The sequence below is a fragment of the Nocardiopsis valliformis DSM 45023 genome (assembly GCF_000340985.1).
In the GTDB taxonomy this organism is placed as follows: Bacteria; Actinomycetota; Actinomycetes; order Streptosporangiales; family Streptosporangiaceae; genus Nocardiopsis; species Nocardiopsis exhalans.
In genome coordinates this window covers 134,988-157,557 of record NZ_ANAZ01000008.1, presented here as the reverse complement: position 1 = coordinate 157,557, position 22,570 = coordinate 134,988, and the positions used below count along the sequence as shown (strand labels likewise).

The window sequence follows — 22,570 nt, the reverse complement described above, 5'->3', positions numbered from 1 at the left end:
CAACGGAAGGACTTCCCATGACCGTGCAACTGCTGACCCCCGAGGGCATGTTCCAGCCCGTCCCCTACCATCACGTCTCGATCGGTACCGGGGCCCGCCAGGTGCACGTGGCCGGGCAGATTGCCCGCGACGGTGACAACGGACCCGTCGCCACCGGTGACCTCACCGGCCAGGTCGAACAGGTCCTGCGCAACGCCGCGCGCGGCCTGGCAGGTGCCGGGGCGACCTTCGCCGATGTCGTGCGCCTGCGGTTCTTCCTCACCGACTGGGGCCCCGACACCAGCGAGAAGAAGCTGGGCGAGTTCATGCGGGGCATCGAGAATGTCACCGACGAACTCGGCATCCCGCGGCCGCTGCCTCCCGTGTCGGCCATCGGGGTGAGCTACCTCTTCGAGCCCGACGTCCTCGTCGAGGTTGAGGCCTACGCCGTCCTGGACTGATCCCGGAGGCGGCCCCCGGTTCAGGTGAGACCGGGGGCCGCCCCGCCATACTGGCGCCCATGACGACTCCCGCCATGTCTTCCCCTGACGAACCCGCGCCGTTCTCCCGCGTCAAGATCCGGGTCGGGGCTCTGGTGTTCTGCGGAAACGAGGTCGCCCTGATCCGCCGCGACCGGCCCTCCTCGGTCCACTACACACCGCCCGGCGGCAACGTCGAACCCGGCGAGGACCTGGCGGCCGCTCTCCGCCGCGAACTGGCCGAAGAACTGGATCTGCGCCCGGACCAGGCCAGCGCACCGGAGCTGCTGTGGGTGGTGGACCAGCGGGTCAGCCGCCCCGGACCGACCCCGCCGCCGCGCAAGCTGCACCTGATCTACCGTCTGCACGTGACGTCTGAGGTTCGTCAGGGGCTGGCGGTGGAGGAGTACGACGAACTGCCCGGCGGCGGCCACGAGGTCGGCATCGTCGAATGGGTGGACCACCGCCGGGCCGCGGACCTTCCGCTCTTCCCGCTGATCGGACCGGCCCTGGCCGCCCTGCCCGACCCGCACGCGGTGGTCGCCGACGCCGCTCTGGCGGCGGTCACCGATGACAACTACGTCTGGGTCTAGTACGGGGTGTTCCCAGCGGCCCGAAGAAGCCCTTCGGGTGGGCAGGGCGGCCGGGAGCCGACCGACCCCTAGCTCTCCAGGAGCTTCTTGAGGTCGGCGAGCCAGGTGCGCCAGTCGGTTTTCCACTCGGTGGCGCGCTCGGCGGAGCCGATGCGGGTGTGTTCGATGCCGGCTATCGACTTCGCCTCGCCCTTGGTCTGGAAGGTGGCGGTGATGCGGGTGTCCTCGGGCAGGTCGGCGGTGAACCTCTTGCCCGGCTTGGCCGTGCGCTCGGAAGCCTCCACGGGCAGCCAGCGGGAGCGCAGCTCGGGGTCGGCGAAGGCCGCGAACAGCCGTTCCACCGGGACGTTCACGGTCTTGCTGGCGCTGGCGGCGAAGCCGTCCTTTTTCTGGCCCGGCACCCGCAGACCGCGCTGCTGCTCATAGGCGACGGTGACGGTCTGGGCCCACCAGCCGTTCACGTCGTGCTCCTGGACCAGCCACGCGGCGATCTCGGTGTGCGTGCGGGTGGTGGCCTCCCAGGCGTCCAGCAGCGCGAACCACGTGTCGTAGTCGCGGCCGGTGGCCTCGGCGAGCTTGGCGTCGGAGACGCGTTCGCGGATGGTGGCGGCGCCGGTGCCCGTGGGCTGGTCGGCGGGGGAAGCCGGTGCCGGCTCGGGGTCCGTGATCAGGTGGGCGCGGGCGGCGGTGTAGCTCTCGCCGGTCTTGTCCATGCGGGCGCGCACGCTGCTCTTGAAGGACTTGTTGCTGGTCATGGCGGCTCCTCGGCGGTCCGCGACGAAACCCACGCTCCCGTCGCCCCGCCGGAAGGGCTGCACACGTCAGACCGGCGTCCCGAGAACTCCAGGGTCCCCTTTGCCTCCGCGGGGCCGACGGCGTGGGCGCCGGGGCCGGAGGTTGGGCGCGGGACCGCGCCGCCTTCCACGTTACTCCGGCAGCCGCCGGGCCACCACCCCCGAGCGGTCGGACGGGTCCCGGTCAGCGTGTGCGCCGGGCCCTGAGGACGGTGTCGTGGGTGTGGTGTGAACCAGGCGGCGGGGGGACGACCCGGGGACGGGTCTCATTGACGGTGACGGTCCAGTCCGCGTCCAGGAGTTCGGCGATCTCGGCGGGCTGGTAGTAGTCGGCGGGGACGTGGCCGTCGTCCAGGCGTTCGGGCAGGCCGGTGATGTCGTGTCCGACGAACAGGAGGGTGCCGCCCGGGGCCACGGCGGAGAGCAGGCCGCGCAGTGCGAGGTGGTCGTCCTGTCGGGGAAGCGGGAAGTAGTGGACCGAGACCAGGTCGAAGGCGTTGGCCGGGGGCGGCGCGGTGGTCAGGTCGCCGCGTTTCCACGACACCCGCCCCTTGACGTCCGCTCCAGCTGTGGCCGCGCGCTTCAGGGCGACCTGGGAGATGTCGACCGCGGTGACCAGCCAGCCCCGTCGGGCCAGCCACAGCGCGTCCGCGCCCTCGCCGCAGCCCACGTCGAGCGCCTGTCCGGGCGGCAGGTCGGTCAGTTCCGTGAGCAGGACGCCGTTGGGGTTGCCGCTGAAGAGCTGGGGCTGGCTGCCGTACCTGTTGTCCCAGAACTGTGCGTCCATGATGGGTCTCCTCGGTGGTGGGGCGAACGGGGCGGGTTGGCCCGCTCCGCCACCAAGGTGCCCCGACCGTGGGGGTAGCGGCAAAGTTTGTTGCGGGAACGGCAAAGACGGGGGTCAGGCGGGATGGTCGTAGACCAGGGTGTGGCGCCAGAACAGGCGTCTGCGCACGCGTGCGCCGGGCAGTTCCCGGGCGGCAGCGGCGCGGATCCGGGCGAGGGTCTCCGGTGGTTCCGCGGTGGGCGCGCGCATGTGCGGCGGCGGTTCGGCGGCCGGGGCGGGATGTTTGAGCAGGCCGATGAGCGGGTTGAGCAGGAGTGAGACCAGACCGGTCAGTTGGTCGGCCGGTCCTTCGTCGCGATGGCAGCCCACGACCACCAGCCGCCCGCCGGGGTTCAGGCTGGCGCGCAGCTCGCGCAGGGTCGGTTCCAGGGGCAGGTGGTGCAGGACGGCGACCAGGGTGATGGCGTCCCAGCGCCGTTCGGGGTCTCGGCCCTCGAAGCCCGCCCGGTTGACGGTCACCCCGGGGGTGTCCGCGAAGCGGGCCGAGGCGATGGCGGCGGTGCCCGGATCGGGTTCTAGTCCTATGACCGAATCCGCCCGGCGGCGCAGGAGGGCGAGCAGGTTCCCGGTGCCGCATCCAACGTCCAGGACCTCGCGCGCCCCGCTGGCCGCGACCTTGCGCACCACCCACGGCGCGTAGAGGTCGTTGTGGCTCCACGGATGGCGTTGGTTGAAGCGGTCCAGCCGGGTGATGAGGGTTGTCAGCAGGGACATGCGGTCAGGGTAGAGGCGCACGGGACGTTCGGCTGGCGCGGTCAGGTCCAGCCGAACCGGGCCCAGCCCCCGGCGAGGTTGGCCGACGAGAGGAACCCGAAAGCGCCAACGGGCTGTTCAGGGGCTGTGGAGCGTAGTATGCCGGTTGGCGCTCAGGGCCATGGGGTGGCGGAGAGCTGTTCGATCAGGGGAGGGCCGGTAGTGACCGGAGGGGCGTGGAGGTGGCGCGGGACCATCGACGTCTGGCTGGTGGTCGCCGCGGGCGGAGCCATAGGCGGAATCGCCCGCTACGGGCTGCTCGTGCTGTTCCCGCGTACCGGTACCGGTTTTCCCTGGGCCACGTTCTTCGAGAACGTTGCGGGCTCCTTTGCGATTGGGGTCATGATCGTTCTGATCACCGAGTTCATACGTCCGCACCGGCTCCTGAGGCCTTTTCTGGGGGTAGGGGTACTGGGAGGGTTCACCACCTTCTCCACCTACGCCGTGGACGTGGTCTCCCTGGTGGACGCGGGCGCGCCACGTACCGCCCTGGTCTATTTGTTCGTGACTTTGGCCGCGGCGTTGCCGGCGGCCTGGGCGGGGATGACCCTCACCCGCGCCACCGCTGCCTACCGCCGCAACCGAACCGCACGCAAGGTGAAGGAGCCCCGCTGATGGAGCTGTCCGGACCGGCACTGCGCCTGACCGTCTACATCGGTGACAGCGACACCTGGCACCACAAGCCGCTCTACACCGAGATCGTGCACCGCGCCCACGCCGCTGGGCTCGCCGGAGCCAGCGTCTTCCAGGGGCTGGAGGGGTTCGGGGCCTCCAACCACATCCACACCACGCGGATCGTGTCGCTGTCGCAGGACCTGCCCTTGGCCGTGGTCATCATCGACGAGCCCGAACGCGTGCGCGCTTTCCTGCCCCAGCTCGACGAGCTGGTCACCGAGGGGATGGTCACCTTGGACGAGGTCGAAATCGTCCGCTACACCGGGCGCGGCGGCGAACGGTGATCGCCGAGTTCGCGGTCGTCGGGGCGGGCGCGGCGGTGGGGGCCGTCCTGCGCTACGTGCTCGACCAAGCAGTGCAGCGCCGCAATGACTCGGTGATGCCCTGGGGGACCTTCACCGTCAACGTCATCGGCTCCCTGGTCTTTGGGTTCCTCATGGCGGGGATGCTCGCCGGAGCGGTACCGGAGTTGGTGGTGCTGGCGGTGGGGACCGGCTTGTGCGGGGCACTGACCACCTTCAGTACCTTCAGCTACGAGACGCTGCGTCTGGCCGAGTCCGGGGCCCGCGTGTACGCGCTGGTCAACATCGCCGTCACGGTCCTGGCCGGGTTGGGCGCCGCGGTACTGGGATGGACGGCGGCGCTCGCGGTGTGGCCTCAGCCCTCACCGCTCTGACCTCGGCCCTCCGCGACGGGTGGCCGGAGCCGAAGGCGCCTGCGCCGTCTGGGGAAATCCCCTGGTCCGCCCGCTGCGAGCACCTCTAGGGTCTGGACATGGCCCGACTGCGCGACATCGTCCTGGACTGCCGCCATCCCGCCTCGCTGGCCCGGTTCTGGGCCGCGGCGATGGAGGGGTACGCCGTGGCGCCCTATGACGAGGAGGAGCTGGCCCGGCTGCGCTCGGTAGGGGTGTTCGACCCCGAGGACGACCCCCAGGTGATGGTGGAGGGTCCGCCCGGGAGCCCGTCCTTCTTCTTCCAGAAGGTTCCCGATCCCAAGGCCGTCAAGAACCGCATGCACGTTGACCTGGTCGGCGACGGTGCGGAGCTGGAGCGGCTGCTGGCTCTGGGCGCCTCGGTGGTGGCCCGCCACCCCGATCTGGTGGTGCTGGCCGACCCCGAGGGCAACGAGTTCTGCCTGATCGACGACTAGCTCGCCCCGAGGGCCAGGGGATCCGGTTCAGGGTGTGTTCAGGGCCATCCCCCATGGCATTCTGGCCGTTCGTGTTAGATTCTGGCCATGCAGTCAGAAAATAAGCCAGATGGCCAGAAGCGGTCCTTCATCGAGGAGGCGCGGCGGGCGCAGATCATCGAGGCGGCGATCGAGACCATCGCCGAGGTGGGCTACCCCAACGCCTCCCTGGCCCGGATCGCGCGGACGGCGGGGATCAGCAAAGGCGTGATCTCCTACCACTTCAACGGCAAGGACGAGCTGATGGATCAGGTGGTGACGGGCGTCTACACGGAGATCGCGGAGACGGTCGTCCCCCGGATCCTGGCCCAGGACAGCGCCTCGGCGATGCTGCGCACACACGTGCGGAGCGTGGCCGAGTACGGACTGGCACACCGCGGTCGCCTGGCGGCCGTCGCCCAGGTCTTCATCCACGCGCGTGACGCCGAAGGCAACCCCCGGTTCGGGGGACGCCAGGCCGAACCGCTCTACGAGTCCCTGGAGGGGCTCTACCGGAGAGGCCAGGAGAGCGGGGAGCTCCGCGACTTCGACGCGCGGGTGATGGCGGTCAGCCAACAGGCGTCCATCGACGCCATGTTCGAGTACTGGCGGGTCAACCCCGACCACGACCTGCTCGCGCACGCCGACGAACTGGGCGAACTCCTGGTCCGTGCCACCCGAGCCGACTGAACGCCACTGGCCCTCGCACACCCCGACCAACGAGGGCGTCATGACACAGCAGAAGGCACCACCAACCACCATGGCTCCGGGGCCGACCACCCGGGCGCGCCTGTTCTTCGTCGACAACCTGCGGGTCGTGCTGACCGTCCTGGTCGTCCTGCACCACGCGGCTCTCACCTACAGCAACATCCCGCTCTGGTTCTACATCGAGCCCGCGCAGGACCCCAGCGGGCATGCTCTGGACCTGTTCATCATCCTCAACCAGACCTTCTTCATGGGCATGTTCTTCCTGCTCGCCGGTTACTTCGTACCCGGGGCGGCGGATCGCCGGGGCCGACGCGGGTTCACGCGTGAACGCCTGGTGCGCCTGGGCGTGCCCCTGCTGCTGTTCGTAATCCTGCTGCGCCCTCTGGCCTCGGCGCCCAGTTACACGACACTGCTGGCCACCGAGCCCGACCTGCCGTACTGGCTGTTCTACCTGTTCACGATCGCCCCCGGGCCGCTGTGGTTCGCCGAGGTCCTGCTGGTGATGAGCCTGGTCTACGTGCTGATCCGCCGATTCCGCGAGCGCCGCTCCACCACGGTGGTCGACGTGACCGGGTTCGACGCGGGGGCCGGGGTGGCGGCGCGGGCGGAGCGTCCCGCCAACACCGCCCCGCTGAACTGGTTTGGCATGGGCTGGTTCGTCCCGTTCATGCTCTTCGCGGTGGGCCTGGCCCTGGTCACCATCGCCTGGCGGTACGCCTTCCCCGCCTCGTACTGGCCGATCGTGGGGCTGCCCAGCCCGGGCTACCTGCCCCAGTACGCCGCCCTGTTCGCCCTGGGTGTGTTCGCCTACCGCCGGAACTGGCTGATTCGGCTGCCGAACTCGGCCGGCTGGGGCGGCCTGGCCGTCGCGTTGGTGAGCCTGATCGGCCTGGGGGCGTCGGTGATCGTCCTCGGTGAGGCGGCCATGGTCCCCCGCACCTGGCAGTCGATGGTCGGCGTCCCGGTGGAGACCTTCTTCGCCATGGGCGTGATGTTGGCGCTGGTGGTGTTCTTCCGGCGCTTCCTCAACCGGAGCAACCGCTTCCTGAAGTTCCTCGCCGACAACGCCTTCGCGGTTTACGTCCTTCACTCCGTGGTGCTGGTCTGGGTCGGGGTGGCACTGAGCGGCTGGGAGGCCGGCGCTCTGGTCAAGTTCTTCGGGCTGGCCGCCCTGTCCGTGCCCCTGTGCTGGGCCGTTGCCGGTGCCGTCCGCGCGATCCCGGGGGTCAAGCGCATCCTGTGATCCCGGAACCGGCCTGAGCCCCTCCACCCGTGCCCGCCCTGTTCAGGGTCCCGGGCGCAGGTGGAGTTCGGTGATCTGGGCGTCGCGCGGCAGATCCAGGGCCTGGACGACGGCCCGGGCCAGGGTGGCGGGCTGGATGCACGCCGCGGGGTCGTAGTCGCGTCCGAACGCACCGCGGACCTCGCGCAGCAGTTCGGTGGCGGTTGCGCCGGGGTGGACGCTGGTCACCCGGACCCCGTGCGGTCCCTCCTCCTGGCGCAGGGAGCCCGCCAGCTCGCTCAGGCCCGCCTTGCTCGCGGCGAAGGCCGACCAGTCCGGCACCGCGTGCAGGCCGGGGGAGGCGTTGACCAGGACCACGTGCCCTCGGTTGGCGCGCAGGGCGGGCAGCAGCAGGCGGGTGAGTTCGGCGGCCGAGACCAGGTTGACCGCCAGTACCTCCCACCACAGATCCGCCGGGGAGTCCGCGACCGAGGCGACCGGGGAGACCCCGGCGCAGTGCACGAACGCGTCCAGTTCCGCCAGTTCCGGGAGGTCGGCCACCACATCGGCGAGGGACTCGGGGTGGCGCAGGTCGGCGCGCAGCGGGCGCACCAGCGAATGCTCATCAGAGAGCTCGGCGAGGCGGTCGGCGTCACGGCCCAGAGCCACCACCGTCCTCCCCTTCCGGATCAGAGCCTCCACCAGCGCCGTGCCGATCCCGCCCGTCGCCCCGCTCACCAGGACGGTGCCCCCGGCAGAGGGTGTCTCTCGTGCCTCGTTCGCCTGCATGACGGGCATCCTGGCACATGGCTCAGCCCAGGGCCACGGGTTTGGGGGCGTACGGTCACACCGCTGGAAGGGCCCGTGGCCAGTCGAGAGGAACGCATGCTCGCCGGTGGGCTCTACCGCGCCGACGACCCCGAGAAGCACGCCAAGGACGTGGCCGACCACGCCGGCGAGGCAGGCACGGGGCGACGGATCTTAGGGGCAGCGGGTCAGGTGGGCCGGGGTGACCTCGCAGACCACCTCCCAACCCAGGTGTTCGTACAGGCCGTGGCCGTCCTCGGTGGCCACCAGCAGACCGGTGTACACGCCCTGGGCCCGGGCTGTGCGGCCCAGGGCGTTCATGACCGCCCTGGCCAGGCCGTGCCGCTGGTGCTCGGGTTCGGTGATCACCTTGTCGAAGACCGCCGTGTCCTCGTGGGTCGACATCAGCGCGCTGGCCGCCGTGGTGCCCTCGGGGGTCAGCACCCGGCCCCGGCGGTGGGTGCCGTTGCGGTTGGGCCGGTAGGCGTAGGGCTCCGGTACCGGTACCGGAACGGGTGAGAGTTCCACACACATGAGGTACTCGGGCCCCCCGACCCGCCAGCGCGGGTCCAGGGCCGCGAGGGCCTCCTCCCGCGGTCCGCACACCTTGAGCCAGCTGTCCGGGGCAGACAGGAAACGGGAGAGCTCAGCCGCACGGCGGGCATCGGGCAGTACGTGCCGGACACGGTGGCCGGGCACCCCCACGTCGAGCCGGTGTCCGTGCGGAACCCGTACCGGGGCGGGTACGCCCCGGGTCAGGGCCCAGCCGTGTACCCAGTGTCCGACCAGTCGGCGGACCCGGGAGGAGGCGCGGGAAGAGGACGAGGAGGGGGAGAAGGGGCGACGGGGCGGTGCGGAAGGGCGTGGTGCGCTCGAGGCCATGCCTCCATCCTCCCCACCGGGCCCGCTCCGTGGTCGCCCGTGGCCGAACATGGCCGTCCCCCGGTGTGGCCGCCACCGGGGGACGGGAACCGTGCGCGGGCTCTGGGAGGCCCCTACCCGGTCGTGACCGGCTCGGGGTCGCCGCTGGCGAACTGGGTCCGGTGGAGTTCGGCGTAGCGTCCGCCGCGGGCCAGCAGCTCGGTGTGGGTGCCGCGCTCGACGATCCGTCCGGCCTCGACCACGAGGATGGCGTCGGCGGCGCGGATGGTGGACAGCCGGTGGGCGATGACCAGGGCGGTGCGCCCCTCCAGGGCTTCGGCCAGGGCAGCCTGGACGGCGGCCTCGGAGGTGGAGTCCAGGGCGGAGGTGGCCTCGTCGAGGATGACCACCTCGGGTCCGGCCAGGAGGAGCCGGGCGATGGTCAGGCGCTGGCGTTCGCCGCCGGAGAAGCGGTAGCCGCGTTCGCCGACCACCGTGTCCAGGCCGTCGGGCAGGTCGGCGACCAGGGTGGCCAGGCGGGCGCGGCGCAGGGCGTCCCAGATCTGTTCGTCGCTGGCTTCGGGGGCGCCCAGGCGCAGGTTGGCGCGGATGGACTCGTGGAACAGGTGGCCGTCCTGGGTGACCATGCCCAGGGTGGCTCGGATGGAGTCGAAGGTGAGGTCGCGCACGTCCGTTCCGGCCAGGCGGACGGTGCCCTCGTCGACGTCGTACAGGCGCGGGGTGAGCTGGGCGATGGTGGATTTTCCCGCGCCGGAGGAGCCGACCAGGGCCACGGTCTGGCCGGGTTCGACGCGGAAGGACACCTCGCGCAGGACCGGGCCGTGTTCGGTGGTGTCCAGGGTGGCGACCTCCTCCAGAGAGGCCAGGGAGACCTTGTCGGCGGTGGGGTAGCCGAAGGTGACGTCGTCGAACTCCAGGGAGACCGGTCCGGCGGGGACCGGGCGCGCGTCCGGTTTCTCGTCCACCAGCGGTTCGAGGTCGAGGACTTCGAAGACCCGGCTGAAGCTGACCAGGGCGCTCATGACCTCCACCCGGGCGCTGGCCAGGGCGGTCAAGGGGGCGTACAGGCGGGTGAGGAGCATGCCCATGGCCACGACGGTTCCGGCGTCGAGCTGGCCGCGCAGGGCGTAGAAGCCGCCCAGGCCGTAGACCAGGGCGAGGGCGAGCGCGGAGACCAGGGTCAGGGCGGTGAAGAACACCTCCTGGACCATGGCCGTGCGCACGCCGATGTCGCGGACGCGGCTGGCGCGGCGGGCGAACTCGGCGGACTCCTCGTCGGGTCGGCCGAAGAGCTTGACCAGGGTGGCGCCGGGCGCGGAGAAGCGCTCGGTCATCTGGGTGCCCATGGCGGCGTTGTGGATGGTGCGTTCGCGTTCGATCCTGGCCAGGCGGGCGCCCATGCGGCGGGCGGGCAGGACGAAGACCGGCAGGAGCAGGAGCGCGATCAGGGTGATCTGCCAGGACAGGGTCATCATGACGACCAGGGCCAGGAGCAGGGTGACGAGGTTGCTCATCACCCCGGACAGGACGTCGCTGAAGGCGCGTTGGGCGCCGATGACGTCGTTGTTGAGCCGGCTGACCAGGGCGCCGGTGCGGGTCCGGGTGAAGAAGGCGACCGGCATGCTTTGGACGTGGTCGTAGACGGTGGTGCGCAGGTCCAGGATGAGGCCTTCGCCGATGCGGGCGGACAGCCACCGCACGATCAGGGCCAGTCCGGCTTCGGCGATCGCGACCAGGGCGATGAGCCCGGCCAGGAAGAGGATGGGGTTGAGGGCCGATCCGCCGACGATGGCGTTGACGACCTCACCTGCCAGCAGCGGAGAGGCCACGGCGAGGGCGGCCATGAACACGCTCAGGGCGAGGAACCAGCCGAGTTGGCGGGAGTGGGGGCGGGCGAAGGAGGCGATTCTGCGTAGGACCGGCAGGGAGAAGGGCCGCTGGTCCTCTTGCGCGTGCATTGCGTGGTAGATCGAGTTCCACGCTGCCATTTCCATGCTCATGGGGTTCACCGGTCCGTTCGTTTGGTTACCCCTGAACCGTAAGACCTCAACATTAGTTGAGGTCAACCGCCAAAGAAGATTCCCTTTAATTCCCTTTGCGTCTCTCATTCAGGGAAGGTTAGAGTATTTTTAGGAACTATAGAGAGGTCGCATGGCATGAGTTCGATCTATCGAACCGAGGCTGCGGGGCTACGGCTCCAGGAGCGGTACCGCCAGGCCCTGGCTGACGGACCGGTCCCTGCCCGACAGCTGTACGTGCCCACCCGGGAGGGAAGGACCTTCGTGCTCGCCTGCGGCGCCGAGCAGGCCGCGCCACTGGTGCTGCTGCACGGTTCGGGAGCCAACAGCAGCGCCTGGTTCGCGGACCTGCCCGCCTGGTCGGAGCACTTCCGGGTGTACGCGGTGGACCTGGTCGGCGAACCCGGCCTGAGTGCACCCTCCCGCCCCGACCTGTCCGCCGGCGCCAGCGCACTGTGGCTGGACGACGTCTTCGCGGGGCTCGGTCTGGAGAGCGCCGCGCTGGTGGGGGTGTCCCTGGGTGGCTGGACGGCGCTCGACTACGCGATCCGCCGCCCCGGCCGGCTCACCCGGCTGTCTCTGTTGTGCCCTGGAGGAGTGGGTGCCCAGCGGCAGTGGCGGATACTGGGCGCGGCCCTGCTGAGCCTGTTCGGCCACCGGGGCAAACGCCTGTCCGCCCGGTTGATGACCGGCTTGGACCAAGCCGGGGACCGGGCGGTACTGGAGGCGGTGATCGAGAACTTCGACCAGTTCCGCCCGCGCACCGAACACCTTCCTATCTTCCCGGACGAGGCCCTGCGCGGGCTGGAGCTTCCGATCCAGGTGACCGTGGGCGAGCGCGACCGGATGTTCGACTCCGCCCGAACCGCCCGCCGCTTCGGCGAGTGCGTCCCGCACGCACAGGTGCGGGTGCTGCCCGGGGTCGGCCACGCCGTCATGGGCCAGACCGACCCGCTCCTGGTGTTCCTGCGGGGCTGAGAGCGTCGGACGCCCGAGCGGGGCGGTTCAGCCGCGCTCCGCCCCGCCCCGGCCGACCGTTCCGGCGCTGACCGCGTTGGCGGCCACGATCGCCAGGATCGCCACCCCCTCCACCCAGTGCAGGGTCTGGTCCAGCACCAGCCAGCCCGCCAGCGACGCCATCACCGGATGGACGCTCATGAACAGCCCGAAGAAACGGGCCGGGACCCGGCGCAGCGCGTACAGGTCGCCCAGGAACGGCACCATCGAGGAGAGCACGCCCGCCACGGCCGCGCAGGCCAGTGCCACCAGTGTGGGCGGGTTCAGGTACAGCACGGCGATACCAACCGGCACGAACACCAGCGCCGAGACCCCCGCGGCCGCCGCCGAGCCCTCGATACCCGGCAGGCGCTGCCCCACCGTCCGGTTGAGCAGGATGTAACCCGCCCAGCAAGCGGCCGCGACCAGGGCCAGAGCGATCCCGAAGTAGTCGGTGGAGGGCTGCGGGCGCATCAGGACCACCACCGCGCCACCGGCCACCAGCGCGCACGCCAGGTCGGTCCAGCGGCGCGAGGCGGCCAGGGCCACCGCCAGCGGACCGAGGAACTCCAGGGTGACCGCCAGCCCCAGCCCGATGCGGTCGATGGCCAGGTACAGGGCCAGGTTCATCGACCCGAACACCACCGCCATCGACAGCACCGGCCACCACTGCGCCCACGTGAACGAACGCAGCCGGGGCCGCCCCACCGCCATCAGCACCACGCCCGCCACCCACTGGCGGACGGCCACCACCCCGACCGGTCCGATCACCGGGAAGGCCAGGGCGCCGGTGGCCGCGCCGACCTGGTTGGAGGTGCCGCCCAGCAGCATCACGGCCATGCCCCGCAAGCTCCGCGAACCCGTACCCGTGCCGGTCCCCGTGGTGCCGTGCTCGCTCTGTCCGGTGTCGGTGGAAGTCGTCATGGGGCGAGCATCCGCCCAACTCTCACATACGCAAAATGCATATGAGTGAGCATCTATACGCTGGAGTCATGGATCTCGAACTCCGTCACCTGCGCTGCCTCGTGGCGATCGTGGACACCGGCAGCTTCAGCGACGCCGCTCTCGAACTCGGGGTCTCCCAGGCGGCGGTGTCACGGACCCTGGCCGCGCTGGAGGGCATCCTCGGGGCACGGCTGCTGCACCGCACCAGCCGCAACGTCACCCCGACCACGGCGGGGGTTCAGGTGCTGGCCCGCGCCCGTCACCTGCTGTCCGAGGCCGACAACCTGGTCAGCGAGGCCAGCACCGGGCACACCCGGCTGCGGGTGGGGCACGCCTGGTCGGCGGTGGGCCGCCACACCGCCGAGTTCCAGCGCCGCTGGGCCGACCTATACCCGGACGTGGCCCTGCACCTGATCCGTACCAACACCCCCACCGGCGGGCTGGCCGAAGGGTTGTGCGACCTGGCGGTGGTGCGGGCGGCCTTCGACGGCAAGCGCTTCGACAGCGCGGTGGTCGGGCACGAGCGGCGGCACTGCGCGATGGCCGCCGACGATCCCTGGGCGCGGCGCCGCTCGCTGCGCCTGGCCGAACTCTCCGAAAGACTGCTGCTGTTCGACCGGCGCACCGGGACCACCACCGCCGACCTGTGGTCGGCGGGCGCGCGCCCGGTCATGGAACACGTCAACGACATCGACGACTGGTTGGCGGAGATCGCCACCGGGCGGGCGGTCGGTATCACCCCGGAGAGCACCGCCACCCAGTACCGGCGCGACGGCATCGTCTTCCGGCCGCTGCGTGATGCCCCGCTCATCCCGGTGCGGCTGGTCTGGCGGCGGCACGACCCGCACCCGGCCACGCACGCCGCCGTGGCACTGCTTTCGGAGCTGTACCGGAAGAGTCCGCACGGGGCGAAGGGGCGCTGACGGCCCCGCTGGAAGTGAGGGCTCAGTTCGGCGGTTGCCAGGCCGGGTCGCGGCCGATGAAGGCCATCAGCCGGTCCTGCGCGGAGGCTTCTGGGGACACCGGCACGGCCGGACCGTACTCCCCGCTCTCGCGCAGGATCTGCTCGACCGGTCCCATCTCCGCAAGGACGGCCGCGCAGCGTTCCTGGCCCAGGTCCGGCTCCCGGCCGAGCGCCTTCGCCAGGTCCCAGGAGTGCATCCAGACGTCGGCGGTGTAGAACTCGTCGATCGCCTCGTCCACGGGTTTCTCACCGAGCTCGGGGGCGCTGAGCACGCGCCCCTCAGGGTTTTCGAGGATGTCCTGGATACGGGCGACGTGCTGCCGCCAGGCGCCGACCGGGTCGGCCCCGACGTCCAGTTCCGCAAGCGTGATCCCGGCGCCCTCCAGGAATTCGCCGGGCCACTCGACCAGGTGCCGCACCACGTCGAGCGCCGTCCAGTCCGCGACCGGGCTGGGCCGCTCCCAGTCACCGGCTGAGGCCGATTCAGCCAACTCGGTGATGAGGGCCGCGTCGTCCGCGTGCCGCTGGGCCGGTCCCGTCGAATCCCGCGTCATCTCCGTCTCCTTCCACGACCCGCTCGTGGAACCTGTCGTACCCGTCGTTGGTCCAGGCAGACGCACACGATGAAGGGTCGCCGACCACGAAAGCGGTGCGCGCCCCCATGGCGTGCGTTCCTCTTCGAACCCCGGGTCTGCTCGGCACGTCCCGGGTGGGTCTCTCAGTGGGCGGAGACGAAGCGGCGCCCAGTGGGCTGCTGAACGGGGCCGGAGTGGTCATCCTGGCGCTCGGCCCCGGGGATCTTGGCGGTGAGGACCTGAACGCTGGTGTCCTCCGGGGCCAGCAGCAGCGCGCGGGCGAGGGTGGCCTCGGTCCGGGCGAGGAAGCGCATGACCAGCGGCAGGGTCAGGGCGAACAGCATCCCGCCGACCATGTAGATCACCAGGGTGGCCAGGGCCGGGTACTCGGGCAGGACGAAGGTGCCCACGTCGGTGTAGCCGGGGATGAAGTACAGCGACCATCCCCAGAGCGGGTAGAGCACTCCGCCCAGGGACAGCGCCCACCAGATCACGGAGACGATGAAGGCGACCGCGGCCAGGGGGAGGCGCAGCAGGGCGTGCAGGGCGTCCAGCCAGCTGCGGGAGCAGGAGATCGGGTTCAGTAACTGGCGCAGCGGACCGACGCCCTTGGGCGGTGTCCGGTAGGGCAGACGCATCACCGGTCGGCCGTACAGGTCCGAGAGGCGGATGCGGTCCACGTGCGCCAGGCCCCGGGCCATGACCAGGACCACGGACAGCAGCACCAGACCCACGAAGATCACGGCGGTGCCGATCCCGAGGGCCAGTCCGCTCAGGACGAGGCCGAAGGAGATGACGGCGAGCGGGAAGCCCAGGAGCACGTAGCGGGTGTCACGGCCGAGGCGGGCGAAGAGGGTCGCGTGCATACCTGCGACGCTACGCATGGGCGCATTCCTCGTCAGGGCCGCAGACGTGAGTGTCGGAGGTGGTGCTGGCCCCACCCCGCTACGGGTGTGGTGGCGCCCCTGGGGCTGGAATGGGATCAGTTGAGCAGGGAGTCGAGCACGTCCGTGAATCCCACCTGCCCGAGGCCGTTGATCAGCAGGAAGAAGCCGACGATGCCGATGATCCAGGCCAGGGCCTCACGCGAGCCGGAGTCGATCTTCTCCCGCCAGCGGTCGAGCCTGGGGCGCAGCCGCTCTCCGAAGAGGCGGTGGCCCAGGTAGAGCAGGACCGGGGGCAGCACCATCACCAGGTTGTAGGCGGCCAGCATCGGCACCCAGGTGTGGGCGGCCAGCCCGGCGGTGCCCATGATGCCGATGGCACCGAGGTAGGGGAAGGCGGTTCCGGCCTCCAACAGGCCGGTGGCCAGTCCCAGACCGATCATGGTGGTGGTGCGCAAGGAGGCCGGGCGGCGCGGGGCGCGTTTCTTGGTCGGCATCACCCAGGAGTAGGCGAACAGGCCGCCGCCCAGGATCACCATGGCCCAGCCGGTGGCGGGGTTGTCGGACAGGCCGGAGAGCCGGTCCAGGGCCGCGTTCAGGCCCAGCATCAGCGCACATCCGAGGGTGAAGTAGAAGAGCGCCACCGTGCCCAGGTAGGCGAAGAGGGGGCGGGCGATCGATCGGGCCCCGCTCAGCAGCACGAAGAGCGTGACGCCCAGGGTGGCGGGGCTCAGGGTGTCCAGAAGCGCCAGTCCGGCGACCGGCAGCAGTACTTCCAGGGGTGGCACGGGATCCTCCTCGCTTCTTTTTCACACGACTGTGCTAAAAAGAAAGCGTGCCCAAGATCGTCGACCACGAAGAACGCCGCCGCGAGCTCGCCGAAGCCCTGTGGAGGGTGATCGTCGCCTCCGGCCCGCAGGCCGTGTCCATCCGTAGCGTCGCCGCCGAGGCGGGGCTGTCCCCAGGGGCGCTGCGCCACTACTTCCAGACCCGCGAGGAACTCCTGGTCTTCGCCATGGACCTGTCCGAGCAACGCGTGATCCAGCGGATGCGGGAGTACTCACGCACCCTGGACCCCGACCTGCCCGTCATCGAGCGGGTCGCCGGGTTCGCCGAGCAGATGCTCCCCCTGGACGAAATGCGCCACGCCGAGTTCCGCGCCTGGGAGGCAGCCGGAGCGCTCGGTGAAGGAGACCCCCGACGCGAGGAGCGCTGGACCCAGCAACGCGGCCTCTACCGTCGACTCGTCGGCGCGCTCGGCGGGCTACCGCCCCTGGAGGACCCCGAGCAGGAGCACTCCGATCCCTGGCTGGAGACCTGGGCCGAGTTCCTGCACACCTACGTCGACGGCCTCGCGATCCAGATGATGCTCGCCTCGTCCCAGGTCCCCCCGGAGACCGCCAAGGCACGGCTGCGCGCCTTCCTCGCCCACATCGAGTCCACCCGAGCGGCCGAGGGCGCCGGGTGAGGGAGAGCGGCAAGCGGGTCAGACCGCCTGGAGGTGGAAGTCGGCGTCAACAGCGTCGGAGGCCGCAGGGGATCCGTCGGCGCCGGTCACCGCCTCCACCCGCAGCCCGGCCTCCTCGGCCAGGGACTCGAATTCGGACCGGGTGTACCAGTGCAGTAGCCAGGGGCGTTCCTCCACCGTGCTCTGACCGCCGCGGTGCCGTTCGTAGCGCAGCACGCTCAGCTGGGTGCGCGCCGCCTCGTCCCGTTTCTGGGACACCACCGCCACGCTGAGCTTCGATCCGTCGTCGGCGGTGGCGACCCTGGCCCGACCGAGCTGGTCGGCGGGAAGGGGTTCGGGCACGGCCAGGGGCACCAGTGCCCGGCCGCCCTCGTTCAGGTGGGCGCGGATGCCCCGGAGGAGTGGCGCGGTCACTTCGCGGGCTTGGCCATACTGGAGTGCGCAGTGAAGTGGAACCGAGGGGGAACAGGGCGTGAGCACTATGCACAACGGCGGGGGAGTGCCGGGCGAACGGCCCGAGATCGGGTTCCGGGCCGCGGTGGCCAGCGATGTTCCCGCCCTGGTCGCCCTGGTCAACTCCTGCTACCGGGGCAACAGCTCCCGTCAGGGCTGGACGACCGAGGCTGACCTCCTCGACGGCCAGCGGGTGGATGCCGACGCCATGACCGAAGTACTCGGCCGCACCAACACCCTGGTCCTGGTGGGGGAGTCTGAGGGGGAGATCGTCACCTGCTGCGAGTTGCAGCGCAGCATCAACGGGGCGTACTTCGGGATGTTCTCGGTGCGCCCCGAACTCCAGGGGGCGGGCCTGGGGCGGGTCGTCCTGGCCGAGGCCGAGCGCATGGCTGCCCTGGAATGGGGCTGCCGCCTGATGCGGATGAAGGTCCTCAAGCAGCGGCCCGAGCTGATCGCCTGGTATGAGCGGCGCGGCTACACCAGCACCGGCAAGACCGAGCCCTTCCCCTACGGTGACGAGGCCTTCGGCATGCCCAGACGGGACGACCTGGCCTTCGTCGAACTCACCCGGGAACTGCCCGCCGAACTGTAGGGGCTCGTTCCAGGGGTGCGGGTCAGGCCTGTTCCAGGTTGGCCGACATCCGCTCCAGGACGTTGACGGTGTCCCGGTACTCCTGGTCGCTGACGCCCGCGCACAGCCGGCTGCGTGTCTGCTGGACCTTCGCCAGGAGGTCGTCGTGGGCCCGGTGGCCCTCGGGGGTCAGTTCCAGGGCGACCAGGCCGCTCACCCAGCCGCGCTGGCGCAGGGTCTCCACCGCCGGGGCCACGGTGGACTCGTCCTCGTCCAGGAACGGCGCCAGACGCTGATCCAGTTGGAGCACGGTGCCGGGTTCGCCGTGCAGGGAGTTGAGCGCCTGCCACTGGCGGCGGTCGAGGGACTCCGCGGCCAGGACCCGGTCGAAGTCGTTCTCGATGAGCCGGTCCAGGTGTTTGAGCCAGAATCCGATCGGTAGGTCGGACATGGTTCCTCCGGATAGCCGATGACTGCGTCCCGACAGGTCGAAGATATATCGCCGGTTCACGCCGCGGCCAGCCTCCACGGCGAAAGTCGAAGGCGTGTGTCGGTGGCGATCGCTAACCTGCCGTCCATGTCCGATCTACCCGCTTCACCCCCCGGTCTGCGGATCGTGCGCGGCGACGCGACCGCCCCGCAAGCCCGCGGCCCCAAGATCATCGCCCACGTGTGCAACAACCGGGGTGGCTGGGGGAAGGGCTTCGTGCTGTCCCTGTCCAAACGCTGGCCCGAACCCGAACGCGACTACCGAGCCTGGCACCGCGGGCGTTCCGGCAACGACTTCGCGCTGGGCGCGGTCAGGCTGGTCCCGGTCCGCCCCGACATCCACCTGGTTCTCGGGCAGGGCGCCCGGTCCTTCAGGGGCGGGGTGAATGCCCGCTCCCGCGGAGCGGGTCAGAAACAGGTGGACCACCCCCGGGGCGGTCCACCGTCTCACCCCCTTCCACGGCGCGGCGCACCAGGACCACCAGCCAGGAGTTCAAAGAGCGGTCATCGGCGCGGGCAGCCTCCACGGCCTGGGCGTGAAGATCGTCAGGAAGTCTCAGATTCACATGCTTCATGGGACCATCATTGAGCTAAAGTGGTCTCATGTCCAGGTTCCGGTTGTACCCCAAGCCAGCGCAGGAGAAGGTCATGCTCGACCACTGCGCGCAGGCACGGCACGCCTGGAACCTGGCCTGGCAGGTCAACACCGTCTACCGCAAGGGCGGATCGCGCCTGGGCAGGCCGCCCCGGTTCGCGGGTCTGTGCCAGATGCTGACCGAGGTACGGCGTGCCGACACCACCGGTATGGGGGCTGAGGAGGCTGACTACTTCGGTTGGGTGGCCTCGGGCAACGCTGACATCCAGCAGCAGGCGCTCAAGGACTTCGACCAGGCGCTCGCGAACTTCCTGGGCCGCTCGCACCGGTACCCGAAGCGGCGTAAGAAGTTTCGCAACGAGGGGTTCCGCGTCATCGGCACCGGCAGGGTCCCGGCGTTCACCCCCGCCGGTGAGCCGGTGCTCAACGCCAAGGGCAAACAGGTCCACGCCCGCACGGTGGTGGTACACAAGCTCAACAAGAAGTGGGCCCAGGCCAAGATCCCCGGATGCGGGTGGGTGAAGTTCCGCAACACCCGCCCCCGCCTGCCCGACGCCAAGTCATTCCGGGTGACCTACCGGCACGGCCAGTGGCACGTGGCGTTCGTGACCATCCCCGACCCCACTCCAGCGCCCGGCGATGGTTCGGTGGTGGGTATCGACCGGGGAGTGACCATCACCGCCGCCCTGTCCGACGGACGGATACTGAACTGCCCCGGCCTGTCCACGAAAGAGCTCGCCCAGCGCCGCAAACACGAGCGGCGCGCCGCCCGCGCCTCCAAGGGCAGCCCGCGCAGGCGGGCCGAGTACACCAAAGCCAACCGGTACCGCAGGAAGGAAGCCGACCGGCGTAAGGACTGGTGCGAGAAGACCTCGACCATGCTCGCCCGTTCCTTCGACACCATCCGGTTCGAGGATCTCAAGATCAAGAACATGACCCGCTCGGCCAAGGGGACGGCCGAAGAGCCTGGTAGGCGGGTGGCTCAGAAGACGGGGTTGAACCGGGCGATCCTCGCCCAGGGCTGGGGGCTCCTACGCACCCGGACCGGGCACAAGGCCTCGGGTCGGGTGCAGGACGTGCCCGCCCGAAACACCAGTGTGCGATGCAGTGACTGCGATTGGATCGACAAGAACTCGCGCAAGAGCCAAGCGTCGTTCGTCTGTTCCAACTGCGGTTTCTCCTGCAACGCGGACCTGAACGCCTCACTCAACGTCGCGGCAGGACAGGGCGCAAGCCCCGGGTCCAAGACCTGTGCCGGAGGGACACCACCCCGCAAGGGGATCGAGTGTCCGTGAACCTCAGCGGCTCCCGCTCTTGTGAGCAGGAGCTGTTGGAATCCCCCTTCTTCAGGAGGGGGAGGATGTCAAGTGGCCAACATGGTCGCCCAGAACGGAGTCCGGCACGGCAGCGGCGGGCCGCCGATCCGCTACGAGGCGCTCGCCACCTGCCTGGGCCTGCTGGCCGGGCAGGCCCACGAACTGGGTGCGACGGTGCACATGCCCCGGATCGGCTGCGGCCTGGCGGGAGGCAGTTGGAGCCGCGTGCAGCCGCTGATCGAGGAGCACCTCCTGGACCGGGGCGTGCGCGTCACCGTCTACGACGTGGACTGAGCGTGTGTACGGGACAGAGGAGGAGGGCAGCGGCGCTCACGAAACGCGGCACAGGATCGCGCCGCGGGGGATGACGAACACCCCGTCCGGGTGCTCGCTCCAGCGCTGCCAGCCTGCCGAGATCCACTCCAGGTCCGCCTGGCTCGCGATGCCCTTCTCGACCGCGCGGCGTCCCATGGTCGACTCCAGGATGCGGCGCGACCACATACCGCCCCACCAGGAACGACGGTCGGGCGCGGAGTGGTTCCACACCTCTGCGGTGTAGGTGACGTCCTCGAACCCGGCCGCGTGCGCCCAGGCGAGCATGTGGCGTCCGGCGTCGGGCTCGCCGCCGTTGGCGCGGGCGACCTTCTGGTACAGGTCCATCCAGGAGTCCAGTTCGGGCAGGCGCGGGTACCAGTGCATCGCCGAGTAGTCGCTGTCGCAGGCGGCCACCACGCCGCCGGGCCGGGCCACGCGGCGCATCTCGGCCAGGGCGCGCACCGGGTCAGCCACGTGCTGGAGAACCTGGTGGGCGTGGACGACGTCGAAGGTGTCGTCGGGCAGGTCCAGGTCGTGGACGTCACCAACCAGGAAGTCGATGTTCTCCGCGCCCGCCTCCTCGGCGTTGGCGCGGGCCTGGTCGACCGCCTCGGGGGAGGCGTCCACGGCGGTGATCCGCCCGGGCGCGACCCGGCGGGCGAGGTCGGCGGTGATGCTGCCGGGGCCGCATCCCACGTCCAGCAGGGAGCGCCCGGGGCTCATCTCTCCGAGTGCGTAGGCGGTGGAGTTCTCCGCGTTGCGCCACAGGTAGGAGAGGGTGACCGAGGGGTGCTGTCCGTGGGTGTACTCCGCCATCGCCTGCCGTCCTTCGTGTCGGGGGTTCGATCCGACCTTACCCATTCGTCTCTCTGAATGAGATAGATTTCTCGTATATTGAGATGGTTTCTCTGTGGCGGGTAACCCCCGAGAACACCCCTCCCCGACCGGTGCGCGCGCCACGCCCCGACATGAACAGGCAAGGGGAAGGGAGGAACACCCCTGGGACGCAGTGAGGCCGAAGGCCGCCAACCCGTGCAGAACATCACCGTGGCGCGCTCCGGGGGTGCCGCATCGCCGTACTCGTCGTCGGCGCTCAGGCGGAGGGCAGGCGCTCGGCCAGGGCTTCCAGGTCGGCGACGAACCAGCACTGGTTGCCGCGGTCGCACTCCCGCACGAGATCGCGGAAGGCGTCGCTGGCGGCCATCTGCTGCGAGACGTCCCCGACCACGGCCAGGCGGATCCGGTAGTTGGCGAACTTCTGTAGGAACTCGCCCGCCACTCCGGTACGCAACCGGAAGAAATCGGGGGCGAGGCGTTCGGCGGGCACTGCGACCCAGGCGACTCCGTGGTAGAAGGCGTCGCCCAGCACATCGGCGGCCTCACGCAGCGGAGAGCCCTCCGACGGGCAGAGCATGACCTGGTGCCCGCCGCCCATCCGGCGGGTTTCCGGAAGCGTCTCGGTTGTCGGCTCCGGTTCCGCTACCGCGGCGGGGTGCTGTTCGGGTGTTTTCGCAGAGCTCATGGCTGGTTTCCAGTGAGGGAGTCGATGTATCCCAGGAGCGTGGCGGTGGTGTCCAGGTCGCCCACGATGACCACCTTCAGCCGGGAGCGCTCCGGGTCGTGGACGACCTGGACGTGGGAGCGCCCGCGCTGTTCGGGGCGTCCAGTGACGGTGAGCAGGGTGGTCAGGCGATCGGCGGTGTTCCGGTCGACCCCGTCGACCTGGACCACGGTGGAGGCCTCCGCGTGCGGGGCCTCCTCGGTTGCGGGCGGTTGCTCCCCGGCCAGCGGACCGCCGGTGAACTCCTCCAGGTCCTGGCGTCGGATCCGGTACTGCTTGCCGATCCGGGTGGCCGCCAGGCGCCCCTCGCGGACGTAGGCGCGCACGGTCTTCACGTGCAGGCCCAGAAGGTCGGCGACCTGGTCCACCGAGTAGTACTGCTGGGTCATTCCTCGCCTCACCAGAGCTTTCTTGTTCCCTAAACTTCCCTAAGGGTACTTCATATCAAGGAAGGAATAAGCAGTTTTGAGAGTTCGGTGCGGAGATGAGGAACCGGGTACGGGTGAGG

30 protein-coding genes are annotated in these 22,570 nt (G+C 70.1%); 14 read left to right on the top strand and 16 right to left on the bottom strand.

Annotation, left to right across the window (positions count from 1 at the left end):
• Window positions 1-17 precede the first annotated feature (17 nt).
• Both D457_RS0108805 and D457_RS0108800 read left to right on the top strand, forming a co-directional pair.
• On the top strand, window positions 18-440 hold the full coding sequence (locus tag D457_RS0108805; RefSeq protein ID WP_017580286.1) for a RidA family protein: 423 nt from the start codon (window positions 18-20) through the stop codon (window positions 438-440).
• 59 nt (window positions 441-499) lie between these two features.
• Window positions 500-1,051, top strand: coding sequence for an NUDIX hydrolase (locus D457_RS0108800; RefSeq protein ID WP_026116474.1), 552 nt, complete (start codon window positions 500-502; stop codon window positions 1,049-1,051).
• Window positions 1,052-1,119: 68 nt separating this feature from the next.
• Here the strand turns inward: D457_RS0108800 and D457_RS0108795 are convergent, their stop codons facing one another.
• From D457_RS0108795 to D457_RS0108785, 3 genes are all read right to left on the bottom strand, one after another.
• Window positions 1,120-1,806 (bottom strand): DUF4287 domain-containing protein, encoded by a 687-nt coding sequence (locus D457_RS0108795; RefSeq protein WP_017580284.1) that lies wholly within the window; start codon window positions 1,804-1,806, stop codon window positions 1,120-1,122.
• Window positions 1,807-2,029: 223 nt separating this feature from the next.
• On the bottom strand, window positions 2,030-2,632 hold the full coding sequence (locus tag D457_RS0108790) for a class I SAM-dependent methyltransferase (protein WP_017580283.1): 603 nt from the start codon (window positions 2,630-2,632) through the stop codon (window positions 2,030-2,032).
• 114 nt (window positions 2,633-2,746) lie between these two features.
• Window positions 2,747-3,406, bottom strand: coding sequence for a class I SAM-dependent methyltransferase (locus D457_RS0108785; protein WP_026116473.1), 660 nt, complete (start codon window positions 3,404-3,406; stop codon window positions 2,747-2,749).
• A 201-nt stretch (window positions 3,407-3,607) separates the two neighbouring features.
• Here D457_RS0108785 and D457_RS0108780 point away from each other — a divergent pair, with 201 nt between their 5' ends.
• The 6 genes from D457_RS0108780 (at window position 3,608) to D457_RS0108755 (ending at window position 7,241) form a co-directional block, all read left to right on the top strand.
• The gene (locus D457_RS0108780) at window positions 3,608-4,060 is read left to right on the top strand and encodes a fluoride efflux transporter FluC (RefSeq protein ID WP_017580281.1); all 453 of its coding nucleotides are present in this window, start codon (window positions 3,608-3,610) and stop codon (window positions 4,058-4,060) included.
• Window positions 4,060-4,404 carry a DUF190 domain-containing protein gene (locus D457_RS0108775; protein WP_017580280.1) on the top strand — a complete coding sequence of 115 codons (345 nt, stop codon included), beginning with the start codon at window positions 4,060-4,062 and terminating at the stop codon, window positions 4,402-4,404. Before D457_RS0108780 ends, D457_RS0108775 begins: the two co-directional genes overlap by 1 nt.
• The gene (gene crcB / locus D457_RS0108770; RefSeq protein WP_017580279.1) at window positions 4,401-4,796 is read left to right on the top strand and encodes a fluoride efflux transporter CrcB; all 396 of its coding nucleotides are present in this window, start codon (window positions 4,401-4,403) and stop codon (window positions 4,794-4,796) included. Before D457_RS0108775 ends, crcB begins: the two co-directional genes overlap by 4 nt.
• A gap of 98 nt (window positions 4,797-4,894) precedes the next feature.
• The gene (locus D457_RS0108765) at window positions 4,895-5,272 is read left to right on the top strand and encodes a VOC family protein (protein ID WP_017580278.1); all 378 of its coding nucleotides are present in this window, start codon (window positions 4,895-4,897) and stop codon (window positions 5,270-5,272) included.
• Window positions 5,273-5,359: 87 nt separating this feature from the next.
• The gene (locus D457_RS0108760; RefSeq protein WP_017580277.1) at window positions 5,360-5,980 is read left to right on the top strand and encodes a TetR/AcrR family transcriptional regulator; all 621 of its coding nucleotides are present in this window, start codon (window positions 5,360-5,362) and stop codon (window positions 5,978-5,980) included.
• 40 nt (window positions 5,981-6,020) lie between these two features.
• A complete protein-coding gene (locus tag D457_RS0108755) occupies window positions 6,021-7,241 on the top strand; it encodes an acyltransferase family protein (protein WP_026116472.1) in 1,221 nt (406 codons plus the stop codon).
• Window positions 7,242-7,283: 42 nt separating this feature from the next.
• Here D457_RS0108755 and D457_RS0108750 read toward each other — a convergent pair whose 3' ends face one another.
• From D457_RS0108750 to D457_RS0108740, 3 genes are all read right to left on the bottom strand, one after another.
• Window positions 7,284-8,009 (bottom strand): SDR family oxidoreductase, encoded by a 726-nt coding sequence (locus tag D457_RS0108750; RefSeq protein WP_017580275.1) that lies wholly within the window; start codon window positions 8,007-8,009, stop codon window positions 7,284-7,286.
• Between the two features lie 192 nt (window positions 8,010-8,201).
• Window positions 8,202-8,909 carry a GNAT family N-acetyltransferase gene (locus tag D457_RS0108745; protein ID WP_017580274.1) on the bottom strand — a complete coding sequence of 236 codons (708 nt, stop codon included), beginning with the start codon at window positions 8,907-8,909 and terminating at the stop codon, window positions 8,202-8,204.
• Window positions 8,910-9,022: 113 nt separating this feature from the next.
• The gene (locus D457_RS0108740; RefSeq protein ID WP_026116470.1) at window positions 9,023-10,909 is read right to left on the bottom strand and encodes an ABC transporter ATP-binding protein; all 1,887 of its coding nucleotides are present in this window, start codon (window positions 10,907-10,909) and stop codon (window positions 9,023-9,025) included.
• Between the two features lie 156 nt (window positions 10,910-11,065).
• Between D457_RS0108740 and D457_RS0108735 the strand changes: the two genes are divergently transcribed.
• Window positions 11,066-11,905: an alpha/beta fold hydrolase gene (locus D457_RS0108735; protein ID WP_017580272.1), complete on the top strand. Its 840-nt coding sequence runs from the start codon at window positions 11,066-11,068 to the stop codon at window positions 11,903-11,905.
• Window positions 11,906-11,932: 27 nt separating this feature from the next.
• On the opposite strand, the gene D457_RS32155 is transcribed toward D457_RS0108735, so the two are convergent.
• On the bottom strand, window positions 11,933-12,847 hold the full coding sequence (locus D457_RS32155) for an EamA family transporter (RefSeq protein WP_017580271.1): 915 nt from the start codon (window positions 12,845-12,847) through the stop codon (window positions 11,933-11,935).
• A 68-nt stretch (window positions 12,848-12,915) separates the two neighbouring features.
• Between D457_RS32155 and D457_RS0108725 the strand changes: the two genes are divergently transcribed.
• Complete coding sequence (locus D457_RS0108725) at window positions 12,916-13,791, top strand: LysR family transcriptional regulator (protein ID WP_017580270.1); 876 nt, start codon at window positions 12,916-12,918, stop codon at window positions 13,789-13,791.
• Between the two features lie 22 nt (window positions 13,792-13,813).
• Here the strand turns inward: D457_RS0108725 and D457_RS0108720 are convergent, their stop codons facing one another.
• From D457_RS0108720 to D457_RS0108710, 3 genes are all read right to left on the bottom strand, one after another.
• Entirely contained in the window at window positions 13,814-14,386 is a 573-nt protein-coding gene (locus D457_RS0108720; protein ID WP_017580269.1) for a maleylpyruvate isomerase family mycothiol-dependent enzyme, read from the bottom strand.
• A 164-nt stretch (window positions 14,387-14,550) separates the two neighbouring features.
• Complete coding sequence (locus D457_RS0108715; protein ID WP_017580268.1) at window positions 14,551-15,273, bottom strand: sensor domain-containing protein; 723 nt, start codon at window positions 15,271-15,273, stop codon at window positions 14,551-14,553.
• A 116-nt stretch (window positions 15,274-15,389) separates the two neighbouring features.
• Window positions 15,390-16,079, bottom strand: a complete 690-nt coding sequence (locus tag D457_RS0108710) for a GAP family protein (RefSeq protein ID WP_017580267.1) — start codon at window positions 16,077-16,079, stop codon at window positions 15,390-15,392.
• Between the two features lie 47 nt (window positions 16,080-16,126).
• On the opposite strand from D457_RS0108710, the gene D457_RS0108705 reads away from it, so the two are divergent.
• Window positions 16,127-16,759: a TetR/AcrR family transcriptional regulator gene (locus D457_RS0108705; protein ID WP_017580266.1), complete on the top strand. Its 633-nt coding sequence runs from the start codon at window positions 16,127-16,129 to the stop codon at window positions 16,757-16,759.
• Between the two features lie 18 nt (window positions 16,760-16,777).
• Here the strand turns inward: D457_RS0108705 and D457_RS32150 are convergent, their stop codons facing one another.
• Window positions 16,778-17,173, bottom strand: a complete 396-nt coding sequence (locus D457_RS32150) for a hypothetical protein (protein ID WP_017580265.1) — start codon at window positions 17,171-17,173, stop codon at window positions 16,778-16,780.
• Between the two features lie 67 nt (window positions 17,174-17,240).
• On the opposite strand from D457_RS32150, the gene D457_RS0108695 reads away from it, so the two are divergent.
• Window positions 17,241-17,807, top strand: a complete 567-nt coding sequence (locus tag D457_RS0108695; protein ID WP_017580264.1) for a GNAT family N-acetyltransferase — start codon at window positions 17,241-17,243, stop codon at window positions 17,805-17,807.
• Between the two features lie 22 nt (window positions 17,808-17,829).
• On the opposite strand, the gene D457_RS0108690 is transcribed toward D457_RS0108695, so the two are convergent.
• Both D457_RS0108690 and D457_RS37785 read right to left on the bottom strand, forming a co-directional pair.
• Entirely contained in the window at window positions 17,830-18,237 is a 408-nt protein-coding gene (locus D457_RS0108690; RefSeq protein WP_017580263.1) for a MarR family winged helix-turn-helix transcriptional regulator, read from the bottom strand.
• Between the two features lie 409 nt (window positions 18,238-18,646).
• Complete coding sequence (locus D457_RS37785; protein ID WP_083926697.1) at window positions 18,647-18,850, bottom strand: toxin-antitoxin system HicB family antitoxin; 204 nt, start codon at window positions 18,848-18,850, stop codon at window positions 18,647-18,649.
• 28 nt (window positions 18,851-18,878) lie between these two features.
• Between D457_RS37785 and D457_RS32145 the strand changes: the two genes are divergently transcribed.
• Complete coding sequence (locus D457_RS32145; protein WP_239646045.1) at window positions 18,879-20,165, top strand: RNA-guided endonuclease InsQ/TnpB family protein; 1,287 nt, start codon at window positions 18,879-18,881, stop codon at window positions 20,163-20,165.
• An 81-nt stretch (window positions 20,166-20,246) separates the two neighbouring features.
• Window positions 20,247-20,480, top strand: a complete 234-nt coding sequence (locus D457_RS32140; protein ID WP_394297035.1) for a macro domain-containing protein — start codon at window positions 20,247-20,249, stop codon at window positions 20,478-20,480.
• Between the two features lie 36 nt (window positions 20,481-20,516).
• Here D457_RS32140 and D457_RS0108675 read toward each other — a convergent pair whose 3' ends face one another.
• The 3 genes from D457_RS0108675 to D457_RS0108665 all read right to left on the bottom strand — a co-directional run bounded on the left by D457_RS0108675 (window position 20,517) and on the right by D457_RS0108665 (window position 22,451).
• On the bottom strand, window positions 20,517-21,317 hold the full coding sequence (locus D457_RS0108675; protein ID WP_017580260.1) for a class I SAM-dependent methyltransferase: 801 nt from the start codon (window positions 21,315-21,317) through the stop codon (window positions 20,517-20,519).
• Window positions 21,318-21,594: 277 nt separating this feature from the next.
• Entirely contained in the window at window positions 21,595-22,023 is a 429-nt protein-coding gene (locus tag D457_RS0108670) for a DUF4180 domain-containing protein (protein WP_152514182.1), read from the bottom strand.
• Window positions 22,020-22,451 (bottom strand): helix-turn-helix domain-containing protein, encoded by a 432-nt coding sequence (locus tag D457_RS0108665; RefSeq protein WP_017580258.1) that lies wholly within the window; start codon window positions 22,449-22,451, stop codon window positions 22,020-22,022. The genes D457_RS0108670 and D457_RS0108665 overlap by 4 nt, the downstream gene beginning before the upstream one ends.
• Window positions 22,452-22,570: the final 119 nt, after the last annotated feature.

Coding starts and splice junctions, on each gene's coding strand:
- D457_RS0108805 (WP_017580286.1), top strand. CDS start 18: ATGACCGTGCAACTGCTGACCCCCGAGGGCATGTTCCAGCCCGTCCCC.
- D457_RS0108800 (WP_026116474.1), top strand. CDS start 500: ATGACGACTCCCGCCATGTCTTCCCCTGACGAACCCGCGCCGTTCTCC.
- D457_RS0108795 (WP_017580284.1), bottom strand. CDS start 1,806: ATGACCAGCAACAAGTCCTTCAAGAGCAGCGTGCGCGCCCGCATGGAC.
- D457_RS0108790 (WP_017580283.1), bottom strand. CDS start 2,632: ATGGACGCACAGTTCTGGGACAACAGGTACGGCAGCCAGCCCCAGCTC.
- D457_RS0108785 (WP_026116473.1), bottom strand. CDS start 3,406: ATGTCCCTGCTGACAACCCTCATCACCCGGCTGGACCGCTTCAACCAA.
- D457_RS0108775 (WP_017580280.1), top strand. CDS start 4,060: ATGGAGCTGTCCGGACCGGCACTGCGCCTGACCGTCTACATCGGTGAC.
- D457_RS0108765 (WP_017580278.1), top strand. CDS start 4,895: ATGGCCCGACTGCGCGACATCGTCCTGGACTGCCGCCATCCCGCCTCG.
- D457_RS0108760 (WP_017580277.1), top strand. CDS start 5,360: ATGCAGTCAGAAAATAAGCCAGATGGCCAGAAGCGGTCCTTCATCGAG.
- D457_RS0108755 (WP_026116472.1), top strand. CDS start 6,021: ATGACACAGCAGAAGGCACCACCAACCACCATGGCTCCGGGGCCGACC.
- D457_RS0108750 (WP_017580275.1), bottom strand. CDS start 8,009: ATGCAGGCGAACGAGGCACGAGAGACACCCTCTGCCGGGGGCACCGTC.
- D457_RS0108745 (WP_017580274.1), bottom strand. CDS start 8,909: ATGGCCTCGAGCGCACCACGCCCTTCCGCACCGCCCCGTCGCCCCTTC.
- D457_RS0108740 (WP_026116470.1), bottom strand. CDS start 10,909: ATGAGCATGGAAATGGCAGCGTGGAACTCGATCTACCACGCAATGCAC.
- D457_RS0108735 (WP_017580272.1), top strand. CDS start 11,066: ATGAGTTCGATCTATCGAACCGAGGCTGCGGGGCTACGGCTCCAGGAG.
- D457_RS32155 (WP_017580271.1), bottom strand. CDS start 12,847: ATGACGACTTCCACCGACACCGGACAGAGCGAGCACGGCACCACGGGG.
- D457_RS0108725 (WP_017580270.1), top strand. CDS start 12,916: ATGGATCTCGAACTCCGTCACCTGCGCTGCCTCGTGGCGATCGTGGAC.
- D457_RS0108720 (WP_017580269.1), bottom strand. CDS start 14,386: ATGACGCGGGATTCGACGGGACCGGCCCAGCGGCACGCGGACGACGCG.
- D457_RS0108715 (WP_017580268.1), bottom strand. CDS start 15,273: ATGCACGCGACCCTCTTCGCCCGCCTCGGCCGTGACACCCGCTACGTG.
- D457_RS0108695 (WP_017580264.1), top strand. CDS start 17,241: ATGCACAACGGCGGGGGAGTGCCGGGCGAACGGCCCGAGATCGGGTTC.
- D457_RS0108690 (WP_017580263.1), bottom strand. CDS start 18,237: ATGTCCGACCTACCGATCGGATTCTGGCTCAAACACCTGGACCGGCTC.
- D457_RS37785 (WP_083926697.1), bottom strand. CDS start 18,850: ATGAAGCATGTGAATCTGAGACTTCCTGACGATCTTCACGCCCAGGCC.
- D457_RS32145 (WP_239646045.1), top strand. CDS start 18,879: ATGTCCAGGTTCCGGTTGTACCCCAAGCCAGCGCAGGAGAAGGTCATG.
- D457_RS32140 (WP_394297035.1), top strand. CDS start 20,247: ATGGTCGCCCAGAACGGAGTCCGGCACGGCAGCGGCGGGCCGCCGATC.
- D457_RS0108675 (WP_017580260.1), bottom strand. CDS start 21,317: ATGGCGGAGTACACCCACGGACAGCACCCCTCGGTCACCCTCTCCTAC.
- D457_RS0108670 (WP_152514182.1), bottom strand. CDS start 22,023: ATGAGCTCTGCGAAAACACCCGAACAGCACCCCGCCGCGGTAGCGGAA.
- D457_RS0108665 (WP_017580258.1), bottom strand. CDS start 22,451: ATGACCCAGCAGTACTACTCGGTGGACCAGGTCGCCGACCTTCTGGGC.